This window comes from Streptomyces sp. NPDC003248 (genome assembly GCF_055563235.1).
This window is the reverse complement of record NZ_JBVHDT010000003.1, coordinates 268276-292024: the sequence shown is the minus strand read 5'-3', so window position 1 is coordinate 292024 and position 23749 is coordinate 268276. Positions and strand designations below refer to the sequence as shown.

At 73.8% G+C, this 23749-nt stretch carries 17 protein-coding genes; 10 read left to right on the top strand and 7 right to left on the bottom strand.

Features of this window, described 5'->3' with window-relative positions; translation table 11 throughout:
• Nucleotides 1-237: 237 nt before the first annotated feature.
• Nucleotides 238-2721: a DNA helicase PcrA gene (gene pcrA, locus ACZ3KJ_RS10095; RefSeq protein ID WP_467526089.1), complete on the top strand. Its 2484-nt coding sequence runs from the start codon at nt 238-240 to the stop codon at nt 2719-2721.
• Between the two features lie 137 nt (nt 2722-2858).
• On the opposite strand, the gene ACZ3KJ_RS10090 is transcribed toward pcrA, so the two are convergent.
• Both ACZ3KJ_RS10090 and ACZ3KJ_RS10085 read right to left on the bottom strand, forming a co-directional pair.
• Nucleotides 2859-4454 (bottom strand): M23 family metallopeptidase, encoded by a 1596-nt coding sequence (locus tag ACZ3KJ_RS10090; RefSeq protein WP_467526088.1) that lies wholly within the window; start codon nt 4452-4454, stop codon nt 2859-2861.
• A 243-nt stretch (nt 4455-4697) separates the two neighbouring features.
• Nucleotides 4698-5588 carry an esterase/lipase family protein gene (locus ACZ3KJ_RS10085; protein ID WP_467526087.1) on the bottom strand — a complete coding sequence of 297 codons (891 nt, stop codon included), beginning with the start codon at nt 5586-5588 and terminating at the stop codon, nt 4698-4700.
• Between the two features lie 376 nt (nt 5589-5964).
• Here ACZ3KJ_RS10085 and ACZ3KJ_RS10080 point away from each other — a divergent pair, with 376 nt between their 5' ends.
• The gene (locus ACZ3KJ_RS10080; protein ID WP_389513434.1) at nt 5965-6387 is read left to right on the top strand and encodes a cobalamin B12-binding domain-containing protein; all 423 of its coding nucleotides are present in this window, start codon (nt 5965-5967) and stop codon (nt 6385-6387) included.
• A 216-nt stretch (nt 6388-6603) separates the two neighbouring features.
• Here ACZ3KJ_RS10080 and ACZ3KJ_RS10075 read toward each other — a convergent pair whose 3' ends face one another.
• Entirely contained in the window at nt 6604-8220 is a 1617-nt protein-coding gene (locus ACZ3KJ_RS10075) for a DUF5691 domain-containing protein (protein WP_467526086.1), read from the bottom strand.
• A gap of 65 nt (nt 8221-8285) precedes the next feature.
• Nucleotides 8286-9644 (bottom strand): SWIM zinc finger family protein, encoded by a 1359-nt coding sequence (locus ACZ3KJ_RS10070; protein WP_467526085.1) that lies wholly within the window; start codon nt 9642-9644, stop codon nt 8286-8288.
• Between the two features lie 168 nt (nt 9645-9812).
• On the opposite strand from ACZ3KJ_RS10070, the gene ACZ3KJ_RS10065 reads away from it, so the two are divergent.
• The 3 genes from ACZ3KJ_RS10065 (at nt 9813) to ACZ3KJ_RS10055 (ending at nt 14891) form a co-directional block, all read left to right on the top strand.
• Nucleotides 9813-10994 carry an ATP-binding protein gene (locus ACZ3KJ_RS10065; RefSeq protein WP_467526084.1) on the top strand — a complete coding sequence of 394 codons (1182 nt, stop codon included), beginning with the start codon at nt 9813-9815 and terminating at the stop codon, nt 10992-10994.
• 118 nt (nt 10995-11112) lie between these two features.
• On the top strand, nt 11113-13716 hold the full coding sequence (locus tag ACZ3KJ_RS10060) for a DUF5682 family protein (protein ID WP_467526083.1): 2604 nt from the start codon (nt 11113-11115) through the stop codon (nt 13714-13716).
• Complete coding sequence (locus ACZ3KJ_RS10055; protein WP_467526082.1) at nt 13713-14891, top strand: vWA domain-containing protein; 1179 nt, start codon at nt 13713-13715, stop codon at nt 14889-14891. The genes ACZ3KJ_RS10060 and ACZ3KJ_RS10055 overlap by 4 nt, the downstream gene beginning before the upstream one ends.
• 637 nt (nt 14892-15528) lie before the next feature.
• Here ACZ3KJ_RS10055 and ACZ3KJ_RS10050 read toward each other — a convergent pair.
• Nucleotides 15529-15684, bottom strand: a complete 156-nt coding sequence (locus ACZ3KJ_RS10050; protein ID WP_467526081.1) for a hypothetical protein — start codon at nt 15682-15684, stop codon at nt 15529-15531.
• A gap of 166 nt (nt 15685-15850) precedes the next feature.
• On the opposite strand from ACZ3KJ_RS10050, the gene ACZ3KJ_RS10045 reads away from it, so the two are divergent.
• The 4 genes from ACZ3KJ_RS10045 (at nt 15851) to sucD (ending at nt 19276) form a co-directional block, all read left to right on the top strand.
• On the top strand, nt 15851-16009 hold the full coding sequence (locus tag ACZ3KJ_RS10045) for a hypothetical protein (RefSeq protein ID WP_467526080.1): 159 nt from the start codon (nt 15851-15853) through the stop codon (nt 16007-16009).
• Nucleotides 16010-16167: 158 nt separating this feature from the next.
• Nucleotides 16168-16578, top strand: a complete 411-nt coding sequence (locus ACZ3KJ_RS10040) for a hypothetical protein (RefSeq protein ID WP_467526079.1) — start codon at nt 16168-16170, stop codon at nt 16576-16578.
• A 603-nt stretch (nt 16579-17181) separates the two neighbouring features.
• Nucleotides 17182-18363: an ADP-forming succinate--CoA ligase subunit beta gene (gene sucC, locus ACZ3KJ_RS10035; protein WP_467526078.1), complete on the top strand. Its 1182-nt coding sequence runs from the start codon at nt 17182-17184 to the stop codon at nt 18361-18363.
• Nucleotides 18364-18391: 28 nt separating this feature from the next.
• On the top strand, nt 18392-19276 hold the full coding sequence (gene sucD, locus ACZ3KJ_RS10030; RefSeq protein WP_467526077.1) for a succinate--CoA ligase subunit alpha: 885 nt from the start codon (nt 18392-18394) through the stop codon (nt 19274-19276).
• Nucleotides 19277-19424: 148 nt separating this feature from the next.
• Here the strand turns inward: sucD and ACZ3KJ_RS10025 are convergent, their stop codons facing one another.
• On the bottom strand, nt 19425-20687 hold the full coding sequence (locus ACZ3KJ_RS10025) for a helix-turn-helix domain-containing protein (protein WP_467526076.1): 1263 nt from the start codon (nt 20685-20687) through the stop codon (nt 19425-19427).
• A 113-nt stretch (nt 20688-20800) separates the two neighbouring features.
• On the opposite strand from ACZ3KJ_RS10025, the gene ACZ3KJ_RS10020 reads away from it, so the two are divergent.
• Nucleotides 20801-22831 carry a cell division protein PerM gene (locus tag ACZ3KJ_RS10020; protein WP_467526358.1) on the top strand — a complete coding sequence of 677 codons (2031 nt, stop codon included), beginning with the start codon at nt 20801-20803 and terminating at the stop codon, nt 22829-22831.
• Nucleotides 22832-22887: 56 nt separating this feature from the next.
• Here ACZ3KJ_RS10020 and ACZ3KJ_RS10015 read toward each other — a convergent pair whose 3' ends face one another.
• Nucleotides 22888-23730, bottom strand: a complete 843-nt coding sequence (locus tag ACZ3KJ_RS10015; protein WP_467526075.1) for a hypothetical protein — start codon at nt 23728-23730, stop codon at nt 22888-22890.
• Nucleotides 23731-23749 lie beyond the last annotated feature (19 nt).

Here is a 23749-nt window from a genome sequence, read left to right as displayed (position 1 = left end):
ATTTTCGTGACCTTCGGCAGGGCGGCGCCGAAGCCGGGCAAGAGTGGAGCGATAGATGATTGTTTGCCCCGATTTATGACAGTGGAGAACGGTCGGATACGAACAGTGACGCTCCCGATCCGGTCGGTGGGTGCCGCCTCGCCCCTGCCGCCCTGGGCGGATCGGGCGGCGGCGGGAAGCGGGATGTTCTCGGGACGGCGGCCGGTTGTCGGTGGGGCACCCTAGACTCGGAGAGCGATGAGCAGCCTCTTTGACGACAGCTTCCTGGCGGACCTCCAGGCCCCGCGCGGCCACGAGGAGGAACCGCCGCCACCGCCCGAGGACGATCACGCTCCGGAGTCGTTTCCGGACGATCTGTTCGGCGGGAAGTTCGACGTGCCCCCGGACCGGGACGCCCACTACCGCGACGGCGCCCCGCGCCCGGTGATCGACGCGGCCGCGCTCCTGGAGGGGCTCAACGACAACCAGCGCGCCGCCGTCGTCCACTCCGGCACCCCGCTGCTCATCGTCGCCGGCGCCGGCTCCGGCAAGACGCGCGTGCTCACCCACCGCATCGCCCACCTCCTCGCCGAGCGGCACGTCCACCCCGGCGAGATCCTCGCGATCACCTTCACCAACAAGGCCGCGGGCGAGATGAAGGAGCGCGTCGAGCAGCTCGTCGGCCCCCGGGCGAACGCGATGTGGGTGATGACCTTCCACAGCGCGTGCGTGCGCATCCTGCGCCGCGAGAGCAAGAAGCTCGGCTTCACGTCCTCGTTCTCGATCTACGACGCCGCCGACTCCAAGCGGCTGATGGCCCTGGTCTGCCGTGATCTGGACCTCGACCCCAAGCGCTACCCGCCGAAGTCCTTCAGCGCGAAGATCAGCAACCTGAAGAACGAGCTGATCGACGAGGAGGACTTCGCCGCCCAGGCCGCCGACGGTTTCGAGAAGACCCTCGCCCAGGCCTACGCCCTCTACCAGTCGCGGCTGCGCGAGGCGAACGCCCTCGACTTCGACGACCTGATCATGACGACGGTCAACCTGCTGCGCGCCTTCCCCGACGTCGCCGAGCACTACCGCCGCCGCTTTCGCCATGTCCTGGTCGACGAGTACCAGGACACCAACCACGCCCAGTACACCCTCGTCCGAGAGCTCGTGGGCACCGCCGGGCACCCCGTCGACGTACCGCCCGCAGAGGACGACGTACCGCCCGCCGAACTGTGCGTCGTGGGCGACGCCGACCAGTCGATCTACGCCTTCCGCGGCGCGACGATCCGCAACATCCTTCAGTTCGAGGAGGACTACCCGGACGCGACGACGATCCTGCTGGAGCAGAACTACCGCTCCACACAGACCATCCTCTCCGCGGCCAACGCGGTCATCGAGCGCAACGAGTCCCGCCGCCCCAAGAACCTGTGGACCAACGCGGGCACGGGCGCGCGCATCACCGGCTACGTCGCCGACACCGAGCACGACGAGGCGCAGTTCGTCGCCGACGAGATAGACCGCCTCACGGACGCCGCCGAGGCGAAGGCGGGCGACGTCGCCGTCTTCTACCGCACCAACGCCCAGTCCCGTGTCTTCGAAGAGGTCTTCATCCGCGTCGGCCTGCCCTACAAGGTCGTCGGCGGTGTCCGCTTCTACGAGCGCAAGGAGGTCCGGGACGTCCTCGCCTACCTGCGGGTCCTCGCCAACCCGGAGGACTCCGTCCCGCTGCGCCGCATCCTCAACGTGCCCAAGCGCGGTATCGGCGAGCGCGCCGAGGCCATGATCGACGCCCTCTCCCAGCGCGAGAGGATCAGCTTCCCGCAGGCGCTGAAGCGCGTCGACGAGGCGTACGGCATGGCCGCGCGCTCGACGAACGCCGTGAAGCGGTTCAACGCGCTGATGGAGGAACTCCGCACGATCGTCGAATCGGGCGCAGGCCCGGCGACGGTCGTCGAAGCGGTCCTCGAACGCACCGGCTACCTCGCCGAGTTGCAGGCCTCCACCGATCCGCAGGACGAGACCCGGATCGAGAACCTCCAGGAACTCGCCGCCGTGGCCCTGGAGTTCGAGCAGGAACGCGGCGAGGAGAACACCGGCACCCTGGCCGACTTCCTGGAGCAGGTCGCGCTGGTCGCCGACTCCGACCAGATCCCCGACGAGGACGAGGACGGTTCCGGGGTCATCACCCTGATGACCCTGCACACCGCCAAGGGCCTGGAGTTCCCCGTCGTGTTCCTGACCGGCATGGAGGACGGCGTCTTCCCGCACATGCGCGCCCTCGGCCAGACCAAGGAACTGGAGGAGGAACGCCGCCTGGCCTACGTCGGGATCACCCGCGCGCGGGAGCGGCTCTACCTGACCCGGTCGGCGATGCGCAGCGCCTGGGGGCAGCCGTCGTACAACCCGCCCTCCCGCTTCCTGGAGGAGATCCCGGCCACCCACGTCGACTGGAAGCGGACGGGCGCGGCTCCGCGCGGGTCCTCCGGTCCGGTGTCCGGCGTGGCGGCCTCGCTGTCCTCGTCCCGTTCGCGTTCCTCGGCGTCCGGCGCGTCCGGCTTCGCCACGCGGCGGACCGCGGAGAAGCCGGTGGTCTCACTGGCCGTCGGCGACCGCGTCACACACGACCAGTTCGGGCTCGGTACGGTCGTGGGAGTGAAGGGCACGGGTGCCAACGCGGAGGCGACGATCGACTTCGGCGACACCAAGCCGAAGCGGCTGCTGCTGCGGTACGCGCCGGTGGAGAAGCTGTAGCGGTTCCGGCCGGGACCCGCGCCGCGCCCGAAGGCCGTGCGCGTGCACGGAAGGAGCCCCCGCTCGTACGGCGGGGGCTCGGAAGCCGTACGGGTTCCCGACAGCCCGTAGGGCGGGAGCTGCTGGTCGGAGCCGGGTTACGTCGGGTCGAGGCCGTGGCTGCGCAGCCACGACAGCGGGTCGATCGCCGAGCCGCCGCTCGGCCGGACCTCGAAGTGCAGGTGCGGGCCGGTCGAGTTGCCGGAACTCCCGGAGTACGCGATCGGGTCGCCGGCCTTCACGGTCGTCCCGGAGGCGACGCGGTAACTGGAGAGGTGGCAGTACCAGGTCTCCGTCCCGTCCTTCGCCGTCACGATCATCATGTTGCCGTAGGCGCTGTTCCACTGTGTGCGGACGGTGCCGTCGGTCGCGGCCATGACCGTGGTGCCGTAGGAGACCGGGAAGTCGATGCCGGTGTGCTGGGACATCCAGTTGACGCCGGCCTGGCCGTAGTAGGCGCTGAGTCCGTGCTGGCTGACCGGGAGGGCGTACTTGGGGCGCAGCCGCTCCTTGCGGGCCGCCTCGGCCGCCGCCTTCTTCTTCTCGGCCTCCTGCTGCGCCTTGAGGTCGATACGTTCCTGCGTCCGGCTGGCCCGGTCGGCGAAGTCGTCGGCCTCGGCGGTGAGGGTCTCCAGCTGGGTGTCGAGCTTGTTGTTGGCGGCAGACGGTTTCACCGACTGCGCGTCCGACGCGGCCGCCGAGGTGTCCTTGTCGTCGCCGGTCAGGGTGCCGACGGAAGCGGCCGCGATACCGGCGACGCCCATGACACAGGCCGAGGGCACGGCCACCGTCAGCAACGCGGAACGCTTCGGGGGCGTACGGCGCCGGGAGCGGCCGGAGTTGCGGGCGGCCGCGCGGGAGGCGGGGGCCGGGGCGACGTCCTCCTGGTCGTCGAGGAGGGGGAGCTCGGAGACGGCGGGCAGCTCGCCCGTCGCGGTCGACTCACCGTCACCCGACGGGTGTTCCTCGTACGCGGCCGACTCGTCGTAGGCGCCGTGCTCGAAGTCGGTCCGCTCGAAGTCGGTCCGCTCGAAGTCGGGCTGCCGGTAGTCGCCCTGCTCGAAGGTGGTGGCGCCCTGCTGGTCGAAGGGCGGCTCGGCGGACTGCTCGAAGGCCTCGGCGTCCGGGGCGTCGGCGCCGTCGGAGTTCCACTGCGTGGCGTCGTAGGCGCCGGTGTCGAAGGCCTGCGTGCCCCATTCCCACTGCTGGGGCCCGTCGGCGGCGGGCCCGCCGGTCCCGTCGGGCTGGAGCCAGGCGCTGGCGTCCCACTGCCCGCTGGTGTCGGGCGCCGTCGCCTGGTGCGGGATGGCCGACAGCGGTTGCTGGTCCGGTACCTGCTGGTGGCCGCCCGTGGTCCACGTGGTGGTGTCGTACGCGCCCGTGTCGTAGGCGGCGTGGTGCTGGGCCGCATACGGGTCGTAGTTCAGGGTCTGGTGGCTGCCCGTCGACCACTGCCCGGTGTCGTACGCACCCGTGGAGGCGCCGTCGCCGGGAAGGTTGCCGAAGAGGGGGTCGGCCGCGAAGTGGCCGGTGGGGTGCGCGCCGGTGTCGTACGCGTCATGGCTGGTGAAATCGCCGCTGGTGAAATCGCCGTACTGGGCTTCCGTGGAGCTGTACGACGCGTAGTGCGCCGCGTCTGCGTCGGAAGCCGGAGCCGGGGTGGTCAGGGTCCCCGACGGGTGACGATCGTTCACCAACTTCTCTCTCGCCTCGACGACAGGGGCTGCCAGAGCAGTGCGGCGACTGTACCCGGCGGTACGCGGGCACGACAATCTTCGTCAGGTTTCGTGCTCGCGGGAAAGGGGCAATCGGCCCTGTTTCGGGGGAGGGTGGACGCGACCTTGGCCCTATGTTCGAAGAATGTTCGATCATTCGAGGACGGAAACAGGGCGGAAAAGGGAGCCGGCCGCTGTGCGGCCGGTGCGGGCGGAAGTCCTCTAGGCCACCGTCAGGCCGTCGGCGTGCCCAGTCGTGGGGCTGAGCGTGGCGCGTCCCGTCCCGTCGTCGTCGAGGGCCTGACGTATGCCGGTCGCGACGGCCGGGTGCACGGTCAGGGCGAGATGGCCGATGCCGCTCACCCGCACGTTCTCGGTGAGCAGGTCGGGGTGGTCGATCCGGGCCGTCTCCAGCGGGTCCATCAGGTGGTCGAGGTCGCTCCAGAAGCCGACGAAGCGTGTGCGGCAGCCGGGGGCGGGCCGGGACAACTCCTCGATGACCGCCGAGCCGGGGCGCATCTGGCGCACGATGGGGTGCGCGTTCGCCAGGCGGGCCACCCGGGTGCCCGAGTGCGGGGTACCGAGGGTGACCAGTGTGCGCACGCGCGCGTCACCGCCGAGCCGCTGCACGTAGTAGCGGGCGATCAGGCCGCCGAGGCTGTGCCCGACGACGTCCACCCGGTCGCTGCCGGTGCGCTCGCAGATCTCCTCTATGTGCCGGCCCAGCAGCTCCGCCGCGATGCGGATGTCGCAGGTCAGCGGGGAGTAGTTGAGTGACTCGACCCGGTGCCTGCCGTGCTGGGCGAGGCTGCGGCGCAGCAGGACGAAGACCGAGCGGTTGTCGATGAAGCCGTGCAGCAGGACGACCGGGGGCAGCGGCCGGGCCGGCAGCCGGGCCGGGTCCTCGGCGCCGTCCGTCGCGGGCGGTGCGGGGGCGGCTTCACCGCGGCGTTCCGAGGCGATGCCGGAGGGATAGAGGATCAGATGCCCGGCGAGAACGGCGATGTCCAGCGCGGTCGCTTTCAGGAGAGTCACGGAGAGTGCCGCCGGCCTGCCCGGGAGGAACCGCCGGCACAACGGTAGTAAGGGCTGCACCATCCGCGTGACCTGCATGGCCGACCTCCTGTCGGCACGCCGAGGACGCCTCTGTCCCCCGTGTGCCCTAGGGGAAGTCGCGGCGGAGCGGGCCGGCGTCCGTCGCCGATGCGCCGCACCGCCACGGCGCGCGGCCTGCGGCGCGGCGGTGCGGAAACCCCGTTGCGGCTCCCGTTGTACGCGGTTTCTCCTCGGGTTCCCCCTTTGGGTGAAAAAGAACCGCGTGCGGTGAACGTGTCCCACTGTGTGATTTCCCCCTCGCCGCGTGCCGCGAAACTGCCGGTTACGGGAAGCTGGAGATAACGTTCGTTCACTTTCCTCGGTCGGAGTGGTGGTACCGCTCGGAGCGCGGGGAAGGGATACGGATGGATGGAGTCGCTTCATGGAGGCAGTGATGGGTGTGGCAGCCGGTCCGATCCGCGTGGTGGTGGCCAAGCCGGGACTCGACGGCCACGACCGTGGCGCCAAGGTGATCGCGCGGGCGCTGCGCGACGCCGGCATGGAGGTCATCTACACCGGGCTCCACCAGACTCCCGAGCAGATCGTCGACACCGCGATCCAGGAGGACGCCGACGCGATCGGTCTGTCCATCCTCTCCGGAGCCCACAACACCCTCTTCGCCGCCGTGATCGAACTCCTCGAGGAGCGGGACGCGGCCGACATCCTCGTCTTCGGCGGGGGGATCATCCCCGAGGCGGACATTCCGCCGCTGAAGGAGAAGGGCGTCGCGGAGATCTTCACGCCCGGGGCGACGACGGCTTCGATCGTGGAGTGGGTGCGGGCGAACGCCCGGCAGCCGGCCGCATCCGGCGGGTGAGCCGGCGCCCGCCCGACGTGCCCTGCCGACGCGGCGGTGGGGTGCTGGGCGCGTAGGGGACGGCGTCGGGGGTGCGGACGCGTGCCTCTGGCGTGGAGGAAGGGGCGCCGGCGGGGCGGGGCCGGGCGTGCGTGGCGTGGGCGCAACGGCGTCGGCTGCCGGGGCGCGAAGCCCCGTGTGCGGGCGGGTGCCCGTGGCGCGCACGCAACGGCGCCGTCACGGGGCCAGCTCCTCCGCCATCACCGCGCGCAGCCGCAACGTCGTCCTCAGCCGCTGGAACGCCTCCGCCCAGTAGCCGCCCGCCCCGGGTGACGCGTCCTCCGATTCGTCCGGCACCGCCAGCAGGCCGTCGAGACGGCCGGCCTCCGCGGGGTCGAGACAGCGTTCGGCCAGGCCCATCACCCCACTGAAACTCCACGGATAGCTCCCCGCGTCGCGTGCGATGTTCAGCGCGTCGACCACGGCGTGGCCGAGCGGTGGAGCCCAGGGCACCGCGCACACCCCGAGCAGCTGGAACGCCTCGGACAGCCCGTGCGCGGCGATGAACCCGGCCACCCACTCCGCCCTCTCGCCCGTCGGCAGAGTGCCGAGCAGCTTGGCCCGCTCCGCGAGGGACACCGCGCCCGGCCCGCCCGCCTCGGGAGCCGACGGCACCCCGAGCAGGGCCCGGGCCCAGTCGGCGTCCCGTTGCCGCACGGCGGCCCGGCACCACGCCGCGTGCAGCTCACCCGTCCAGTCGTCGGCCACCGGCAGCGCGACGATCTCCGCCGGAGCACGGCCGCCCAGGCGCGCCGACCAGGCGGTCAGCGGGGTCGCCTCCACCAGCTGGCCCAGCCACCAGGACCGTTCCCCCCGGCCGGGCGGAGCCTTGGGCACCACGCCGTCGCGTTCCATGGCCGCGTCGCACTCGTGCGGCGCCTCCACGACGATCGTCGGCGTGTCCCGCGTGCGGTCGACGGCCACGCACGCGACGGCCCGCACCGCCATCCGCGCGGCGAGCGCCGAGCCCGGCAGCGCCGACAGCAGTTCGGCGGCCGTGGCCCGGACGTTGCGGCTGCGGTCGGCCAGTGCCTGCTCCAGGAACGGCTCGTCCCGGGGGCCGAGGCCGGTGCGCAGCGAGTCCAGGAACATCAGCCGGTCCTCCGCACGCTCCGTCGGCCAGGTCGCCGTGAGCAGCGCGCGGCCGGCGTCGGGGTCGTGGGCCCGTACCGCCGCGAGGAGCGCGACCCGCTCGGCGAACAGACCCTCCTGCCAGAGCCGGTCGACACGGTCGGTCTCCGCCGGGCCCGGCAGGGACGTGCCACGGCCCGGGGCCGCGCGCAGGGCGAACCGCCAGTCCGGGTTGAACCGGGCCAGCCACAGGGCTCGCGGGCCCGCGAACTCCAGCGCCGCCGGGCGCAGGTCCGTCCGGCCCCGGGCCGCGTCGAGCAGTGCGGGCAGGGCCTCGGCCGGTGCGGCGAACCCCCGGGCGTTCGCCACCGCCAGCCACTGGGGGAGCAGTTCCATCAGATCCGGCGCGGTGCCCCTGCGGCCGCCTCCGCCGGTGCCGGGCCGGTCGGCCAGCAGCAGGGACAGTCTGCGGGCCGCGGGGGCGGGCAGCGCCGGGCGCGGGTCCTCGGGCGCCGGATCAGGCCGGGGCGCGGCCCGCCCCGGCCGCAGACCGGCCCGCCGCCGTACGGTCTCGGCGGCCGCCGCGTCCAGCAGGGCGGCCGGCGCGTTCCGGCCGGGGGCCGCTCCCGGGGGCGTACGCCGGTCCGTGCCGAGGAGGGCCGCGGTGACCAGGTCCTCCCAGGCGCTCGGTGGGGAGGCGAGGGCAGCCGGGGTGCCGTTCATGACGTTCCCTTCCGTCCCGAGGAGATGTGCGTGGCCGCCGGAGGAACGGCCGGGGTCGTGTGCGCTCAGCACAGGCGTACCGCCTCTCCGCGATCCGCCGGCCAGGCCGTGAGGGGGGTGAAGCCGCGGTGGCCGCACTCGCCGAACACCGTGACCGGGTGGCCGCCGGAGAGGGCGACCAGGCGCCACAGGCCGGGGCGGGACACGGCTGCCGGGGTGAGCGGAAGGGCGGTGTCCCCGTCGGTGTCCGCCAGCTGCCAGGAGGCGCCGTCGGGAGTGGGGACGACGCCGCCGAGAGTGACGGGGACGGAGTCCAGCCAGGGGTCGTCGCGCAGGGCGGCGCCGTAGCGGGCCGCGGCCTCGGCCGTCGTCACGCCGGGCGGCCGGACGCCGGTGGGGGCGGGCGGGGCGAACCGCTCGCCGAGGGACGCCCTCCGCTGCCCGGAGCCCGGGTAGGCGGACACCTCCGCGTCCACGGCCAGGCCGACCGGCAGCGCCAGCTCGGGTGCGCGGCCGGCGGCGCCGTAGGAGAGGAGGAGGACCGTACGGCCGGACGCGACGCCGTGGAGCCAGACGCGGCGGGTCGTCAGTTTCGCGTCCGCCGTGTCGTACTGGGCGAGGACGAGCCAGTCGTCACGCAGCGGCGGGCCGTCCGGCGAGGCGGGCAGGCCGACACGGGTGCGGACCGTCGCGGCCAGGGCGTCCGGCAGGCGGTCGCGGTGCAGCCAGCCCCGGTCGAGCAGGTGGAGCAGCGCGCACTCCTCCAGCAGGCGCACCGGCCAGCCGGGGCCGGAGGCCGGGATCGCCCCCAGCTCCCGTACCCGAGCGGCGAGCCCGGGCGCCTGGGCGTCGACCATGCGGGCCGCGGTCTCCTCCCACGGCCCGTATCCCGCCTGCTCGGCCGTGGCCAGACCGGAGCGCAGCAGGTCGGCCAGCCGCTGCTCCAGCTCCGTCGCCCCCGCGGTGATCCGCTCGGCGCGGCGCTCCGCTCTCCGGCGGGCCGCCTCCGGATCGGCCGGGGCGGCCGTGGAACATCGCGCCCCCGCTTCCCGTTTCTCCCCCGTACGCCCGCGCCGTGCCGTGATCCACTCCTCGGCCCAGTCCGGTGCCGTCCGTCCCGCGGGCACCGCGGCTTCCCCGCCGGACCACAGCAACAACAGCCCGAGCGCGTGCTTGCAGGGGAACTTACGGCTCGGACAACTGCACGTGTACGCCGGTCCCGCGGCGTCCGCGACGTCGACGACCGTTCGGTACGGCTTGCTGCCGCTGCCCTTGCACAGCCCCCACACCATCCCCTCGTCGGAACTCCCCGTCCCGGACCACGGACCCGCCGCGCCGAGCCTGCTTCCCGCCTTGCGCGACGCGACGTCAGGCGCCAGTGCCAGCACCTGGTCCGCCGTCCAGCGCACCCCCTGCTGAGTCATGTCCTCGAAGGTAGATCCACCCACTGACAATCGCGCCGGCAGCCGGGCCCACCGCCGGTCCGAGGGCTGGTCCGGGACGGCGTTTCCGCAGGTCGGAACGGATTGTCAGTGCCGTGGTGCACGGTGGACACCAGATCCGAACCGGCCGAGCTGGAGGGGGCCTCAGCCATGTCTCTGCCCATCGACCCGACGACGTCCGTCGGCCCGTTGCCGGCGGAACCACGTCAGAAGCAGCCGCCCGAGGAACAGCCGGGGAGCGAGGAGCAGCGGGGCGATGTGCTGCGGCCGCACGCCGAGGACGCCTTCGCCGGCGAACTCGCCGCCCTGGCCGCGCAGGACGACCGGCCGCGCCCGGCCCGCTGGAGGCTGTCTCCGTGGGCGGTCGCCACGTACCTCCTCGGGGGCACCCTGCCGGACGGCACGGTGATCTCCCCGAAGTACGTCGGCCCGCGCCGGATCGTCGAGGTCGCCGTCAGCACGCTGGCGACCGACCGGGCCCTGCTCCTGCTCGGTGTGCCCGGCACCGCCAAGACCTGGGTCTCCGAGCACCTCGCCGCGGCCGTCAGCGGGGACTCCACCCTGCTGGTCCAGGGCACCGCGGGCACCCCCGAGGAGGCGATCCGCTACGGCTGGAACTACGCCCGGCTGCTGGCGCACGGCCCGAGCCGCGACGCCCTCGTGCCCAGCCCGGTCATGCGGGCCATGGCGGAGGGGATGACGGCGCGGGTCGAGGAGCTGACCCGCATCCCGGCCGACGTGCAGGACACCCTCATCACCGTCCTGTCGGAGAAGACGCTGCCGATACCGGAGCTGGGGCAGGAGGTGCAGGCCGTCCGCGGATTCAACCTGATCGCCACGGCCAACGACCGCGACCGCGGGGTCAACGAGCTCTCCAGCGCCCTGCGCCGCCGGTTCAACACGGTGGTGCTGCCGCTGCCGGCGAGCGTCGAGGCCGAGGTCGACATCGTCGCGCGGCGCGTCGAGCAGATGGGCCGCTCCCTGGAGCTGCCGGCCGGACCCGACGGCCTCGACGAGATCCGCCGGGTGGTGACCGTCTTCCGCGAGCTGCGCGACGGGATCACCTCCGACGGGCGTACGAAGGTGAAGTCTCCGAGCGGCACCCTGTCGACGGCGGAGGCGATCTCCGTCGTCACCAACGGACTCTCCCTGGCCGCGCACTTCGGCGACGGCGTGCTGCGGCCGGGCGACGTCGCCGCGGGCATCCTCGGCGCGGTCGTCCGTGACCCGGCCGCCGACCGGGTCGTGTGGCAGGAGTACCTGGAGGCGGTGGTCCGGGAGCGGGACGGCTGGACGGACTTCTACCGGGCCTGCCGGGAGGTGAGCGCGTGAGCGGCATCGAGGGCGACCGGGGGCGGGACGTGAGGGGTGCGGTGGTCCACGGGGGCGCGCGGCCGGCGCTGCCGGGGGACGACGACACGACGTGGACCCGCAGGCGGAGGGGGACGGGATGACGGGCCGGCAGACGGCCGTGGACGCGGGCGCCGGCCGGCCGGTGGCGGGGGACGCCGTCCCGGGGGCGCCGGCCGTCCGGGGAGCCGGCGAGGGGCGGGCGGGCGGCGGGCGGGCCGGTGCGGGGGAGGCCCTGTTGCTCGGGGTGCGGCATCACGGACCGGGGTCGGCCCGTGCCGTCCGGGCGGCGTTGGAGGCGGCGCGGCCCCGCATCGTCCTGATCGAGGGGCCACCGGAGGCCGACGCGCTGCTCCCGCTGGCGGCCGACGAGGACATGCGGCCACCGGTGGCGCTCCTCGCCCACGCCGTGGACGAGCCCGGGAGGTCGGCGTTCTGGCCGATGGCCGAGTTCTCGCCGGAATGGGTCGCGATCCGGTGGGCCCTGGAACAGGGGGCCCCGGCCCGCTTCATCGATCTGCCGGCCACACACACGCTGGCCTGGGACGACGGAGCTGACGGAGACGAAGGAGAGGGAGGAGAAGAAGGAGGCGCCGGGGACGAGGGAGGCGCCGGGGACGAGGGGGGCGCGGGGAACGCGCACGGCGGGAAGGAGGGCGAGGGGGCCCGCGCGGGCGGGAGGAGCCCCTCGGGGGCGGACGGGCTCCGTGGCGATCCCCTCGCCGTGCTGGCCGACGCCGCCGGCTACGACGACCCCGAGCGCTGGTGGGAGGACGTCGTCGAGCACCGGGGCGCCGGGGAGCGGGACCCGTTCGCGCCGTTCGCCGTGCTGGAGGAGGCGATGGGGGCCCTGCGGGAGACGTACGGCGACGCGGGGAACGGCCGGGACGCCGTACGGGAGGCGCACATGCGGCTCCGGGTGCGGGCGGCACAGCGGGAGTACGGCGACGGGGACGTGGCCGTGGTCTGCGGGGCCTGGCACGTGCCCGCGCTGCGGCGCAGGACCGGCGTCGGCGCCGACCGGGCGCTGCTCAAGGGCCTGCCCAGGGTCAAGACCGACCTGACGTGGGTGCCGTGGACGAACCGCAGACTGGCGCGGGCCGGGGGATACGGCGCCGGTATCGAGTCGCCGGGCTGGTACGGGCACCTGTTCGCCGCGCCGGACCGGCCGGTCGAGCGATGGCTGACCAAGGTGGCGGGCCTGCTGCGCGAGGAGGACCGGATCGTGTCCTCGGCGCACGTCATCGAGGCGGTACGGCTGGCCGAGGCGCTCGCCGTGCTGCGCGGCAGGCCGCTGCCCGGCCTGAGCGAGACGACGGACGCGGTGCGGGCGGTGCTGAGCGAGGGGTCGGAGGTGCCGCTGGCGCTCGTGCACGACCGGCTCGTCGTCGGGGACGTCCTGGGCGAGGTGCCGCGCTCCGCGCCCGCGGTGCCGTTGCAGCGCGACCTCGACCGGATACAGCGCAGGCTCCGGCTCAGACCGGAGGCGGCGGAGCGGGAGGCGGAGTTCGACCTGCGCAAGGAGAACGACGCCGAGCGCAGCGCGCTCCTGCACCGGCTGCGGCTGCTGCGCGTCCCCTGGGGCGAGCCGGTGGCCTCGCGGGGCAGCACGGGCACCTTCCGGGAGACGTGGCGGCTGCGCTGGGAGCCGGAGCTGTCCGTGCGGGTGGCCGAGGCCGGGGTGTGGGGGACGACCGTGCTCGCCGCCGCGACGGCCAGGGCGGAGGCGGACGCCGTGGGCGCGCGCACCCTCGCCGAGGTGACCGCGCTCGCCGAGCGCTGCCTCCTGGCGGGTCTGCCGGAGGCGCTGCCCACGGTGATGCGCGTCCTCGCCGACCGGGCGGCGCTCGACACCGACGTCGGCCACCTCGCCCGGGCGCTGCCCGCCCTCGTCCGCTCCCTGCGCTACGGCGATGTGCGCGGCACCGACACCGGCGCGCTCGCCGACGTCGCCGCGGGCCTCGCCGAGCGGGTCTTCGTCGGTCTGCCCCCGGCCTGCGCCGCGCTGGACGCCGAGGCGGCCGAGGAGATGCGGGGACACGTGGACGCGGTGCACGGGGCGGTGCGGCTGCTGGAGGAGGCGCTCGGCCCGGGAGGGGAGCGACCCGACGGCACCCCGGCGCGCCGCGGCCCCGGCTCCTGCCCCGATGGCCTGCGGGGCCGCTGGCGGACCGTGCTGCGGGTGCTGTCCGGGCGGCACGCGGTGGCGGGCGTCGTCCGTGGACGGGCCGTGCGGCTGCTGCTGGACGAGGGGGAGGTGGACGGGGACGAGGCGGCGCGGCTCATGGGGCTGGCGCTGTCATCGGGGACGCCACCGGGGGAGGCGGCCGCCTGGATCGAGGGCTTCGTCGGCGGCGGCTCCGGCGGCGGGCTGCTCCTCGTGCACGACGAGCGGCTGCTGAGCCTGGTCGACGGCTGGCTGACGGGGGTGCCGGCGGAGGCGTTCACGGATGTGCTGCCGCTGCTGCGGAGGACGTTCTCGGCGTACGAGACGGGGGTGCGCAGAACGCTCGGGGAGCTGGTGCGGCGCGGTCCCGGCCGGCGGGGGAGCGGCGTGGGCGCGGGTGACGGGAGACCCGGTTTCGCGGCGGGACTCGACGAGGGGCGCGCGGACGCCGTGCTGCCCGTGGTGCGGCTGCTGCTGGGACTGGACGCGCAGGGACGGCCGCTGGACGACAACGACGGGGTGAGGGCGGGCGGATGACGACCGAGTGGACCGATCCGGGAGAGACGGAGTCCCGGCAGGAGCGGCTGCGGCGATGGCGGCTCGTGCTCGGGGGCGAGGAGGCGGACGGCACCGGGTGCGCGCTGTCCGGGCGGGACGCCGCCATGGACGGGACGCTCGCCGCGCTCTACGGGAGACGGGACGGCGCGCCGAAGGGCCGGGACCGGTCGGCGGGGCTCGGGGCGTCGGCGCCGTCCGTGGCCCGCTGGCTCGGGGACATCCGTACGTACTTCCCCTCCTCCGTCGTCCAGGTCATGCAGCGGGACGCCATCGACCGGCTCGGGCTGGCCACGCTGCTGCTGGAACCGGAGATGCTGGAGGCGGTCGAGGCCGACGTGCACCTCGTCGGCACGCTGCTCTCCCTGAACAAGGCGATGCCGGAGACGACGAAGGAGACGGCGCGGGCCGTCGTGCGCAAGGTCGTGGACGACCTGGAGAAGCGGCTCGCCACGCGGACCAGGGCCACGCTCACCGGCGCCCTAGACCGCAGCGCGCGCGTCAGCCGCCCCCGCCACCACGACATCGACTGGAACCGCACCATCGCCGCCAACCTCAAGCACTACCTCCCCGAGCACCGGACGGTCGTGCCCGAGCGGCTCGTCGGACACGGGCGGGTCTCCCGGTCCGTGAAGAAGGAGGTGATCCTCTGCATCGACCAGTCGGGGTCGATGGCCGCTTCGGTCGTCCACGCCTCGGTGTTCGGGGCGGTGCTGGCCTCCATGCGGTCGATCAGCACCCGGCTCGTCGTCTTCGACACGGCGGTCGTCGACCTCACGGACCAGCTCGACGACCCGGTGGACGTCCTGTTCGGCACCCAGCTCGGCGGCGGCACCGACATCAACCGGGCGCTGGCGTACTGCCAGTCGCAGATCACCCGGCCCGCGGAGACGGTGGTCGTGCTGATCAGCGATCTCTACGAGGGAGGCATACGGAACGAGATGCTGAAGCGGGTCGCGGCGATGAAGGCGTCGGGCGTGCAGTTCGTCGCGCTGCTCGCGCTGTCGGACGAAGGGGCGCCCGCCTACGACCGGGAGCACGCGGCCGCGCTCGCGGCGCTCGGCACACCGGCGTTCGCCTGCACGCCCGACCTCTTCCCGGAGGTGATGGCCGCGGCGATCGAGAGACGCCCGCTGCCCGTACCGGACGGGGAGTAGCGGCGCGGGAAGGAACGCGCGGGTGAGAAAAGGGACATGACTGCCCATCGGTAACGGGGGGCTTGCGTAACCTCGGCACCCCCGTGCAAGGATCGTCGCCTCCCCCACCTCGTTCGTCGCACGGGAGGATCCTTTTCTTGGCCCGGCCTGCCGCGTTCTCCGCTGCCGCTCTGCGCGTTCCGCGCACGGTGGCCGGTCGGCGTGCGCTGCGGGTCGTCCTGCGAGGCGCGCTGCTGGTGGGCGGGTTGTTCGTGCTCGGGGTCCTCTTCGGAGGGCAGGCGCAGGCGGCTGAGGGGGCGTCCGTATCGACGGCGTCGTCCTTGTCGACGACGGCGACGGTGTACGGGCCCGTGTCCGGATCTGTGCATGCGTCGGTGTCGGTAACGGTGCCGGTGTCCATCACCGCATCCGCATCGGTGCCGGTGCCGGTGCCGGTGCCGGTGGCGTCGGCGGTCGGGGCGGTGACGGAGGAGCTGGCCGAGGTCCGGGTGGACGTGCCGCCCTTGTCGTCTTCGCCCCTCCTGCCGAGTCTGCCGGCCCTGCCGCACCTTCCGGCCCTTCCCGCGCTTCCGGACCTGCCGGGTCTTCCGACGCTGCCCTCGGCGCCGTCGCTGCCCTCGCTCCCCTCGCAGCCCTCTCAGCCGTCCGAGCCCTCCCAGCCGTCGCTCCCGACCGTGCCGGACGCTCCGGCGTCGCCGGTGCTGCCGTCGACGCCGTCGGACCTGGTGGAGCAGCCGGGCGGCACGTCGGCGGCGCCCGTGGCGTCGACGCCGGACGCCGGTTCGGACGTCACCTCGTCGCCGTACGGTCCGGCGAGTGCCGTGAGCGGGTCCGGGGCGGGTGCGGTGGCCCGCGCGTGTGTGCACCGTGATGCGCACGCCGGTGCGGTGTCGGCGCGCGCCGGCCTCCTTCCGGCGCACCGGGGACCCGCCGGTCACCCCGACGGTGCGCTGGGCAACGTGCCGGTCGTCGACAGCGGCTCGGCGCGTCACGGTGACGAGCACGCCGTGACCCCCGGTGACCGGCTGCCGCTGCGGCTGGTGCCCGGCGGCGCCGTGCGTGCCGGCGCGACCGAGACCCGGGACAGGTACCGGGACATCCCCGTCTTCCCCGGCTAGGGCGGACCTCCCCCTCCGTAGACCTGCCGCGCGGGGGCGAAGACAGGTCTGCCCGCCCGCCCGGAGCCCTTGAGCGCTTCCGCCGCCCGCTCCGGTGCCGGGATGTCCCCAGCCTTCCGAAGTCTCGGAACCCGAGGATCTAAGGATCTGACGTACGCATGAACAAGAACATTCGTCGTTCCGCCGCCGCCACGACCACCGGCAGCTCCACCGGCTCCACCTGCTCCACCGGCTCCACCAGCTCCACCGACTCCATCAGCTCCACCAGCAGCGACAACGTCGGCAGCGCCGGAAGCACCGGCGGCACGGGTGCGACGACCCGGTCCGCCGAGGTCGCCGGCACGGTGCGGACCTCCGGCATCCGGGGAGCGCAGGCCGTCCTCGGCGCCAGGGCGGCGCGGGCCGCCCTCGCCGCGGCCAAGGCGAAGGCGTTCCGGTCCGTCGCCGCGTCCGCGGGCGACCTCACCGGGAGGGGTGGGTTCTCCCACGGATGGGCCGAGGCCGTCGTGTTCACGGCCTACCCGTGGGCGGCGGAAGCCTGCGAGCCCTCCGCCGCCCACAGCGCCTGAGCCGCGCACAGCGTCTGAGCCGCCCCGGTACCTGACCGGCCACCCCCACCCCCACCCCACCCCACCCCACCCCACCCCACCCCCCACCCTCACCATCCCCCACACCACTCCCCGCATCCCCCCACTTCCCCCCGTACCGCTCCCCACCTCTCCCCACCCCCCACCGCTCACCCCGCGCAACCAACGAATGCGCGAAATCCGCTTCCGCGGGGCACAAGGACCCGGACGGCCGAAAGCCGTCGGCCGTGTCCGGCCGTGGGCCCGGCGGACCGGGCGGATCGTCCTCATTGGGGTGAGAACGACCCGCCCCAGCCCCTCCGGGGCTGTACTCGGGGCCTCACCGGGCGAACCCCAGCCCGGTGAGGCCCCTCACCTGCGGCACGGCGTGCCAGTGAACCAGGCATCATGTGACAGGTATCACCGCTCAGGTGTGACGTGCGATTTAGAGGGCCCCCGGAAGCAGCGATAACCTGCGAGACGGACATGCCGCGCGCTCGGACACCGTGTGCGCTTCCCTTGTGACACATGCGGTCGTCACGTTGCCCTTCGCGGCACGCCCACGCATCCAACGAACCGCGAGATCACTGATAGGGACGGAAGCGCGTGGACCTGTTCGAGTACCAGGCGAGGGACCTCTTCGCCAAGCACGATGTACCGGTGCTGGCCGGTGAAGTCATCGACACGCCTGAGGCGGCGCGCGAGATCACCGAGCGGCTGGGCGGCAAGTCCGTCGTCAAGGCGCAGGTGAAGGTCGGTGGTCGCGGCAAGGCCGGCGGCGTCAAGCTGGCTGCCACCCCGGACGAGGCCGTCGCCCGCGCGACGGACATCCTCGGCATGGACATCAAGGGCCACACGGTCCACAAGGTGATGATCGCCGAGACCGCTCCGGAGATCGTCGAGGAGTACTACGTCTCCTTCCTCCTCGACCGTGCCAACCGCACCTTCCTCTCCATCGCCTCCGTCGAGGGCGGCATGGAGATCGAGGAGGTGGCGGCCACCCGCCCCGAGGCCGTCGCCAAGACCCCGATCGACGCCATCGACGGCGTGGACGAGGCCAAGGCCCGCGAGATCGTCGAGGCCGCCAAGTTCCCGGCCGAGGTCGCCGACAAGGTCGCGAACGTCCTCGTCAAGCTGTGGGACACCTTCATCAAGTCGGACGCCCTCCTCGTCGAGGTGAACCCGCTCGCGAAGGTCGCCTCCGGTGACGTCATCGCCCTCGACGGCAAGGTGTCGCTCGACGACAACGCCGAGTTCCGTCACCCCGAGTTCGAGGAGCTCCACGACAAGGCCGCGGCCAACCCGCTCGAGGCCGCCGCCAAGGAGAAGGGCCTCAACTACGTCAAGCTGGAGGGCGAGGTCGGCATCATCGGCAACGGCGCCGGCCTGGTCATGTCGACCCTGGACGTCGTCGCGTACGCCGGTGAGCAGCACGGCAACGTCAAGCCCGCCAACTTCCTGGACATCGGTGGCGGCGCCTCCGCCCAGGTGATGGCCAACGGCCTGGAGATCATCCTCGGCGACCCGGACGTCAAGTCCGTCTTCGTCAACGTCTTCGGCGGCATCACCGCCTGTGACGAGGTCGCCAACGGCATCGTCCAGGCCCTGAAGCTCCTGGAGGACCGCGGCGAGGAGGTCACCAAGCCGCTCGTCGTCCGCCTCGACGGCAACAACGCCGAACTCGGCCGGCAGATCCTCACCGACGCCAACCACCCGCTGGTCCAGCGCGTCGACACCATGGACGGCGCGGCCGACAAGGCCGCCGAGCTGGCCCACGCCGCCAAGTAAGCACTCAGGACGAGGACACCAACACACCATGGCTATCTGGCTCAACAAGGACAGCAAGGTCATCGTCCAGGGCATGACCGGCGCCACCGGGCAGAAGCACACCAAGCTCATGCTCGGCGACGGCACCAACGTCGTGGGCGGCGTGAACCCGCGCAAGGCGGGTCAGTCCGTGGACTTCGACGGCACCGAGGTACCGGTTTTCGGCACCGTCAAGGAGGCCATCGAGAAGACCGGCGCCAACGTCACCGTCATCTTCGTGCCGGAGAAGTTCACCAAGGACGCGGTCGTCGAGGCCATCGACGCCGAGATCCCGCTGGCCGTCGTGATCACCGAGGGCATCGCCGTGCACGACACGGCCGCCTTCTGGGCGTACGCCGGCAAGAAGGGCAACAAGACCCGGATCATCGGCCCGAACTGCCCCGGCATCATCACCCCGGGCGGCTCGAACGTCGGCATCATCCCCGGCGACATCACCAAGCCGGGCCGTATCGGCCTGGTGTCGAAGTCCGGCACGCTGACGTACCAGATGATGTACGAGCTCCGTGACATCGGCTTCTCGACGGCCGTCGGCATCGGTGGCGACCCGATCATCGGCACCACGCACATCGACGCGCTCGCCGCGTTCGAGGCCGACCCCGACACCGACCTGATCGTCATGATCGGCGAGATCGGTGGCGACGCCGAGGAGCGGGCCGCGGACTTCATCGCGAAGAACGTGACCAAGCCGGTCGTCGGCTACGTCGCGGGCTTCACCGCCCCCGAGGGCAAGACGATGGGCCACGCCGGTGCCATCGTGTCCGGTTCGTCCGGTACCGCCCAGGCGAAGAAGGAGGCCCTCGAGGCCGCGGGCGTCAAGGTCGGCAAGACGCCCACCGAGACGGCGAAGCTGGCCCGCGAGATCCTGGCCGGCTGAGTCTCCTGGCCGGCTGAGTCTCCTGGCCGGCTGAGTCTCCTGGCCGGCCGAGTTCTTGGCCGACCGAGCTTCCTGGCTGACGCCGGTGGGCCCGTCCCCGTCCTGGGGACGGGCCCACCGGCGTTTCCCCGCCCGCGGGGCGGGGCGCTCACCTGGTCTCGGGGACGAGCCGTTCCGGGCCGTGGGCCGACTCCGAGCGCAGCTTCGCCCGCAGGGAGAGCCGCGCGCCCGACAGAGGGCCGGGAGCCGTCTTCGGCGGGACGCCCTGGACCGTTTCGCCCGGGGGGACCGGTGGCTCGTACCGGGTGGGAGCCGTGTAGAGGGTCAGGCAGGTCGCGCCGATGAGGGCGACCGTGAAGGCGATGGCCGCGCGGGTCCACTGGCGGGCGCGGTGCTCGCTGCTCCTGCGTACGGCGGTCGGCTTGGCCGCGCGGAGGCGCTCCGCGGCGGCCGTCTCCGCCAGGCGCCGGTGCAGTGCGCCGGGGTCCGCCAGGGAGGGGAGGCGGGAGGAGATCACCGCGCGGGCGTGCAGCAGTCGGTTGGCCGCCGCGGGCGTGCTCGCCTCCGTCTCGGCGGCCGTCTCCGGCAGGTCCAGGCCGACGCCGTCGTACAGCAGCAGGGTGCGGCGGTGGGGTGGCGGGAGGGTCAGGAGCACGTCCATCAGCGCGCGGTCGGAGGCGGCGGCCGGCGGGGGTTCGGGGTGGCGGAACCGGGGGCGGAACTGGTGCCAGGGGGAGAGCGCGTACTCGTACGCCGCCGCCCGCACCCAGCTCGCCGGGTCGGGGTCGACGGCCACCTCGGGCCAGCGCTGCCAGGCGAGCTGGAAGGCCCGCTCGACCGACTCGCGCGCGAGTTCGCGGCGGCCGGTGAGGAGGTAGGCCTGGCGCACCAGGGCCGGGGCGCAGAAAGCGTAGAGGGCGTCGAACGCCTGAGCGGGCGTCAGGAACGCGGAGGGGTGACGGCTCGGCGCTGAGCGCCCGGCTGCCGCGCTGCCCCTCGCAACCGCGAGCTCCGCGTGTCCCGCCGCACCGGGCTCCGCACCTTCCGCCGAGACGGGCTCCCCGTCTCTCACGGCGGTGGGCTCCGCGCCCTCCGCCGTTGCGGCGGTCGTGTCCGTCGGCATCTTCTCCTCCGGCGTCTTCTCCTCCGGCGTCTGCTCCTTCGGCGTCTGCTCCTTCGGACGGGCCGTCACTTCCGCGTCGGCCGACGGGTGTACCGGCTCGGACAGCAACTGCGCGTACGCTTCCCGCGCCCGCCCCCGCGGAGTCGAGCGGCCGGTCTCCCACCTGCGCACCAGATCACGGCTGACGCCCAGCCGTGCGGCGACCTGAGCCTGTGTCAGCGCGTGCTCCGCACGCAGGCGTCGGCGTTCCTCGGGTGGGGGAAGCGGGGTGTCGGAGTCGTGTGTCACCGGTCGCCCCTTCGTACGAAAAAGTACATAAACGTATATTGAGCGACACATCGGAACTTTGCCTGTTGCGACGGAAAGGCGCGTGTCGTTGGGAGCATGACGACGTGATCCAGATGACCGCTCGCCGCTCGTCGTCGCCGCCGTTGCTCACCCGGGTGCGCGACCGCTCGCCCGGACTGGGCACCAGCCTCCTGGGCGGAGTGCTGGCGGCCGGGCTGGGGCTCGGCTCGTCCGCCGTCCTCGTCATGGTGCTGTGGATCAGTTCGCCCTATCCCGACAGCGGTCCGGGCGGTGCGCTGCATGTCGCCGCCGCGCTCTGGCTGCTGGCCCACGGGGCGGAACTGGTGCGCGCCGACACGCTGTCCGGGGGCCCGGCGCCCGTCGGTGTCACGCCGTTGCTGCTGCTCGCCCTGCCGGTGTGGCTGGTGCACCGGGCCGCGCGGGACGCGGTGTACGGGGGCGAGGGGGAGGACGCGCCGCTGGTGGGCGTGCGGACCGCATGGCTCGGGGTGGTGGCCGGATACCTCGCGGTGGGGGCGGGCGCGGCGGTGTACGCGGCCGGGGGTGCGCTGCGGCCGGCGTGGGGGTGGACGGCGGTGTGTCCGCCGGTCGTCGTGGTGGTCGCGGCCGGGGTCGGGGTGTGGACGGCGTACGGGCGTCCGCGGGGGCCGGCCGGCGGTGCGCTGCTGGTGATGCCCCGGTGGGTGGGGCGTCTGGTGCTCGCGGCACAGGGACGGGAGTGGGCGGGGGTGGCGCTGCGGGCGGCCGGGGCGGGGGTGGTGGTGCTCGGGGGCGGCGGCGCCTTCCTGGTGGCGGTCTCCTCGGTGTGGCACCTCGGGGCGGCGCGCGGGGCGTTCGTGCAGCTGACGGAGGGGTGGTCGGGGCGGTTCGCGGTGCTGCTGCTGTGCCTGGCGCTGGTGCCCAACGCGGCGATGTGGGGGGCGGCGTACGCGGTGGGACCCGGATTCGTTCTCGGCACCGGGCATGTGGTGGGGCCGCTGATGTCGGATCCGGCGCCCCTGCTGCCGCCGTTCCCGCTGCTCGCGGCGGTGCCGGAGGCGGGCGCCGGAGGGCCGTGGAACTGGGCGGCCGGGGTGGTTCCGGTCCTGGCCGGCGGCACGGTGGGCGTCTTCGTCGGGCGGGCGGCCGCCGAACGGTCATGGCGGTGGGCCGTACGGGTGGTCCTGGTGGCGGCGCCGGCGGGCGGGACGATGGCAGGGGTGCTCGCGGGGATGGCGGGCGGACCGCTGGGCGTGGCGGGGCTGGCCCGGTTCGGGCCGGTGGGGTGGCAGGTGGGGGCCGCGGTGGCCGGGTGGATCGTGGCGGTCGGGATGCCGGTGGTGCTGGTGACACGGACCTGGCTGCGCCGGAGCCCCGGAGCGGATCAGGAGGGCGGGAAGGTGCCGGCGCCGGTGTCCGTGACGGTCCCGGCGCCCGCGCGTGGGCCCGTGACGACGGGGGCCGTTCCCGTCCCCGGGGAGTGGGACGTGGCGTACGACGCAGGGCGGGAGGAGGACGACTTCGGACGCGAGCCGTACGACGCGGAGAGCGCCGGGGCCGGCTGGTACGGCGACGAGGCGAGGGAGTCGCGGTGGGCGGCCCTGCGGGAGGCGGGAACTGGGGAGGCGCCCCCGGTACCGGTCCCGGCCTCGGCCCCGGCTCGGATCCCGACATCGGCCCCGGACCGCTCGGCCCCGGACCGCTCTGACCAGGGCCCACGCCACCCGGCCTCGGCCCCGAGACCGACCTCGAAGCCGCACCGGGAGGACAACCCCCAGGACCGGACCGCCCCGACACCCGAGCCCCGATCGGAGCCGGAGCCGGAGCCGGAGCCGGAGCAGGAGCCGAAGCCGAAGCCGGAGTCACCCTCGCAACCGGAAGGCCGCCCGCTTCCGGAGAGCCGACCGCAGCCGCCGGACGAACCGCCGGACGAACCGCCGGACGAACCGCCGGACGAACCGCCGGACGAACCGCCGGACGAACAGGCGGGCGAACCGCCGGACGAACAGGCGGGCGAACCGCCGGACGAACAGGCGGGCGAACCGGGTGGCAGGACGCCGGACAAGGCGACGCGATCCCAGACGTCGGCCGCGACGGCACCGCGCGAGACGCCGGACGATGCACCGTACGGGACGCCGGACTGAAAGGCGGCCCGCGGACCCCCCGCCCGCCCGACCGAAACCGCCCCGCCCCCGTCGTCCTACTCGCCCACCCCGAGAACCCCCCGCAGCTCCCGCGGCAGCAGCTCACTGCACGACTGCTTCGCCTCGTTCGTCAGCGCGTCCTTGGTGCACGTGTAGTAGTCCCGGTACACGAGCTGGGTCGTGAAGGCCGCCGCGACCAGGGCCAGGGCCAGCGAGGCCGTGACCAGGCCGGTGACCGCGGCGGTGGTCTGGGGGCGGCCGGTGGGCGCGGGGGTGTGCGGCGCGGCCGGGGCGGTCGGGTCGGGGGTGCGGGGCTTGGTGCGGAGGGCGCCGATGCCCCAGTACAGGGCCAGGCCGCCGAGGAGCAGGGCCACGTAGGGCCAGCCGAAGAGGGCGAAGAAGAAACCCCACATACCGGACAGCAGCGCGTACCGCGCGCGGCGCTGGGCGGGGTCGGTCGGGTCCCACCGCGGGGTCGGGTTCTGGCCACCGGGATCGCCCTCGGGGCCGCCGGGGCGCTGGCCGAAGCCGCCGGGGGAGCGGCCGGGCTGGCGGTCGCTCCACTGGCTGCCCCAGTGGCCGCCGCCCCCGCCGCCGGTGTCCTGGCCGCCGCCGGCGCCGGTCGGGGGCCCCGGAACGGGGTGCCGGGGCTGCCACGGCCGGTCCGGGGTGCCCTCCGGCGGCGGCGCGAAGGGGTTGTCGTCCTCGGACTGAGGCGGGGACGGGGACGGGGACTGGGACGGGGACTGGGGGGTGCCGCCCTGCTCGTCGCCGTTCTCGCGGCCCGAGGGCGCGTCGGGCGGGGACGCTGGGCGCTCCCGCAGCAGCACGGCGCCGCGCTCCCCTCCCTGCGGCGACTGCGGGGGGAGCGTGAGGAGTCGCAGACTGCGGTCCGGCATCAAGTGAGCGTCTTCCCCT

Coding starts and splice junctions, on each gene's coding strand:
- pcrA (WP_467526089.1), top strand. CDS start 238: ATGAGCAGCCTCTTTGACGACAGCTTCCTGGCGGACCTCCAGGCCCCG.
- ACZ3KJ_RS10085 (WP_467526087.1), bottom strand. CDS start 5,588: ATGCAGGTCACGCGGATGGTGCAGCCCTTACTACCGTTGTGCCGGCGG.
- ACZ3KJ_RS10080 (WP_389513434.1), top strand. CDS start 5,965: ATGGGTGTGGCAGCCGGTCCGATCCGCGTGGTGGTGGCCAAGCCGGGA.
- ACZ3KJ_RS10075 (WP_467526086.1), bottom strand. CDS start 8,220: ATGAACGGCACCCCGGCTGCCCTCGCCTCCCCACCGAGCGCCTGGGAG.
- ACZ3KJ_RS10070 (WP_467526085.1), bottom strand. CDS start 9,644: ATGACTCAGCAGGGGGTGCGCTGGACGGCGGACCAGGTGCTGGCACTG.
- ACZ3KJ_RS10065 (WP_467526084.1), top strand. CDS start 9,813: ATGTCTCTGCCCATCGACCCGACGACGTCCGTCGGCCCGTTGCCGGCG.
- ACZ3KJ_RS10060 (WP_467526083.1), top strand. CDS start 11,113: ATGACGGGCCGGCAGACGGCCGTGGACGCGGGCGCCGGCCGGCCGGTG.
- ACZ3KJ_RS10055 (WP_467526082.1), top strand. CDS start 13,713: ATGACGACCGAGTGGACCGATCCGGGAGAGACGGAGTCCCGGCAGGAG.
- ACZ3KJ_RS10040 (WP_467526079.1), top strand. CDS start 16,168: ATGAACAAGAACATTCGTCGTTCCGCCGCCGCCACGACCACCGGCAGC.
- sucD (WP_467526077.1), top strand. CDS start 18,392: ATGGCTATCTGGCTCAACAAGGACAGCAAGGTCATCGTCCAGGGCATG.
- ACZ3KJ_RS10020 (WP_467526358.1), top strand. CDS start 20,801: ATGACCGCTCGCCGCTCGTCGTCGCCGCCGTTGCTCACCCGGGTGCGC.
- ACZ3KJ_RS10015 (WP_467526075.1), bottom strand. CDS start 23,730: ATGCCGGACCGCAGTCTGCGACTCCTCACGCTCCCCCCGCAGTCGCCG.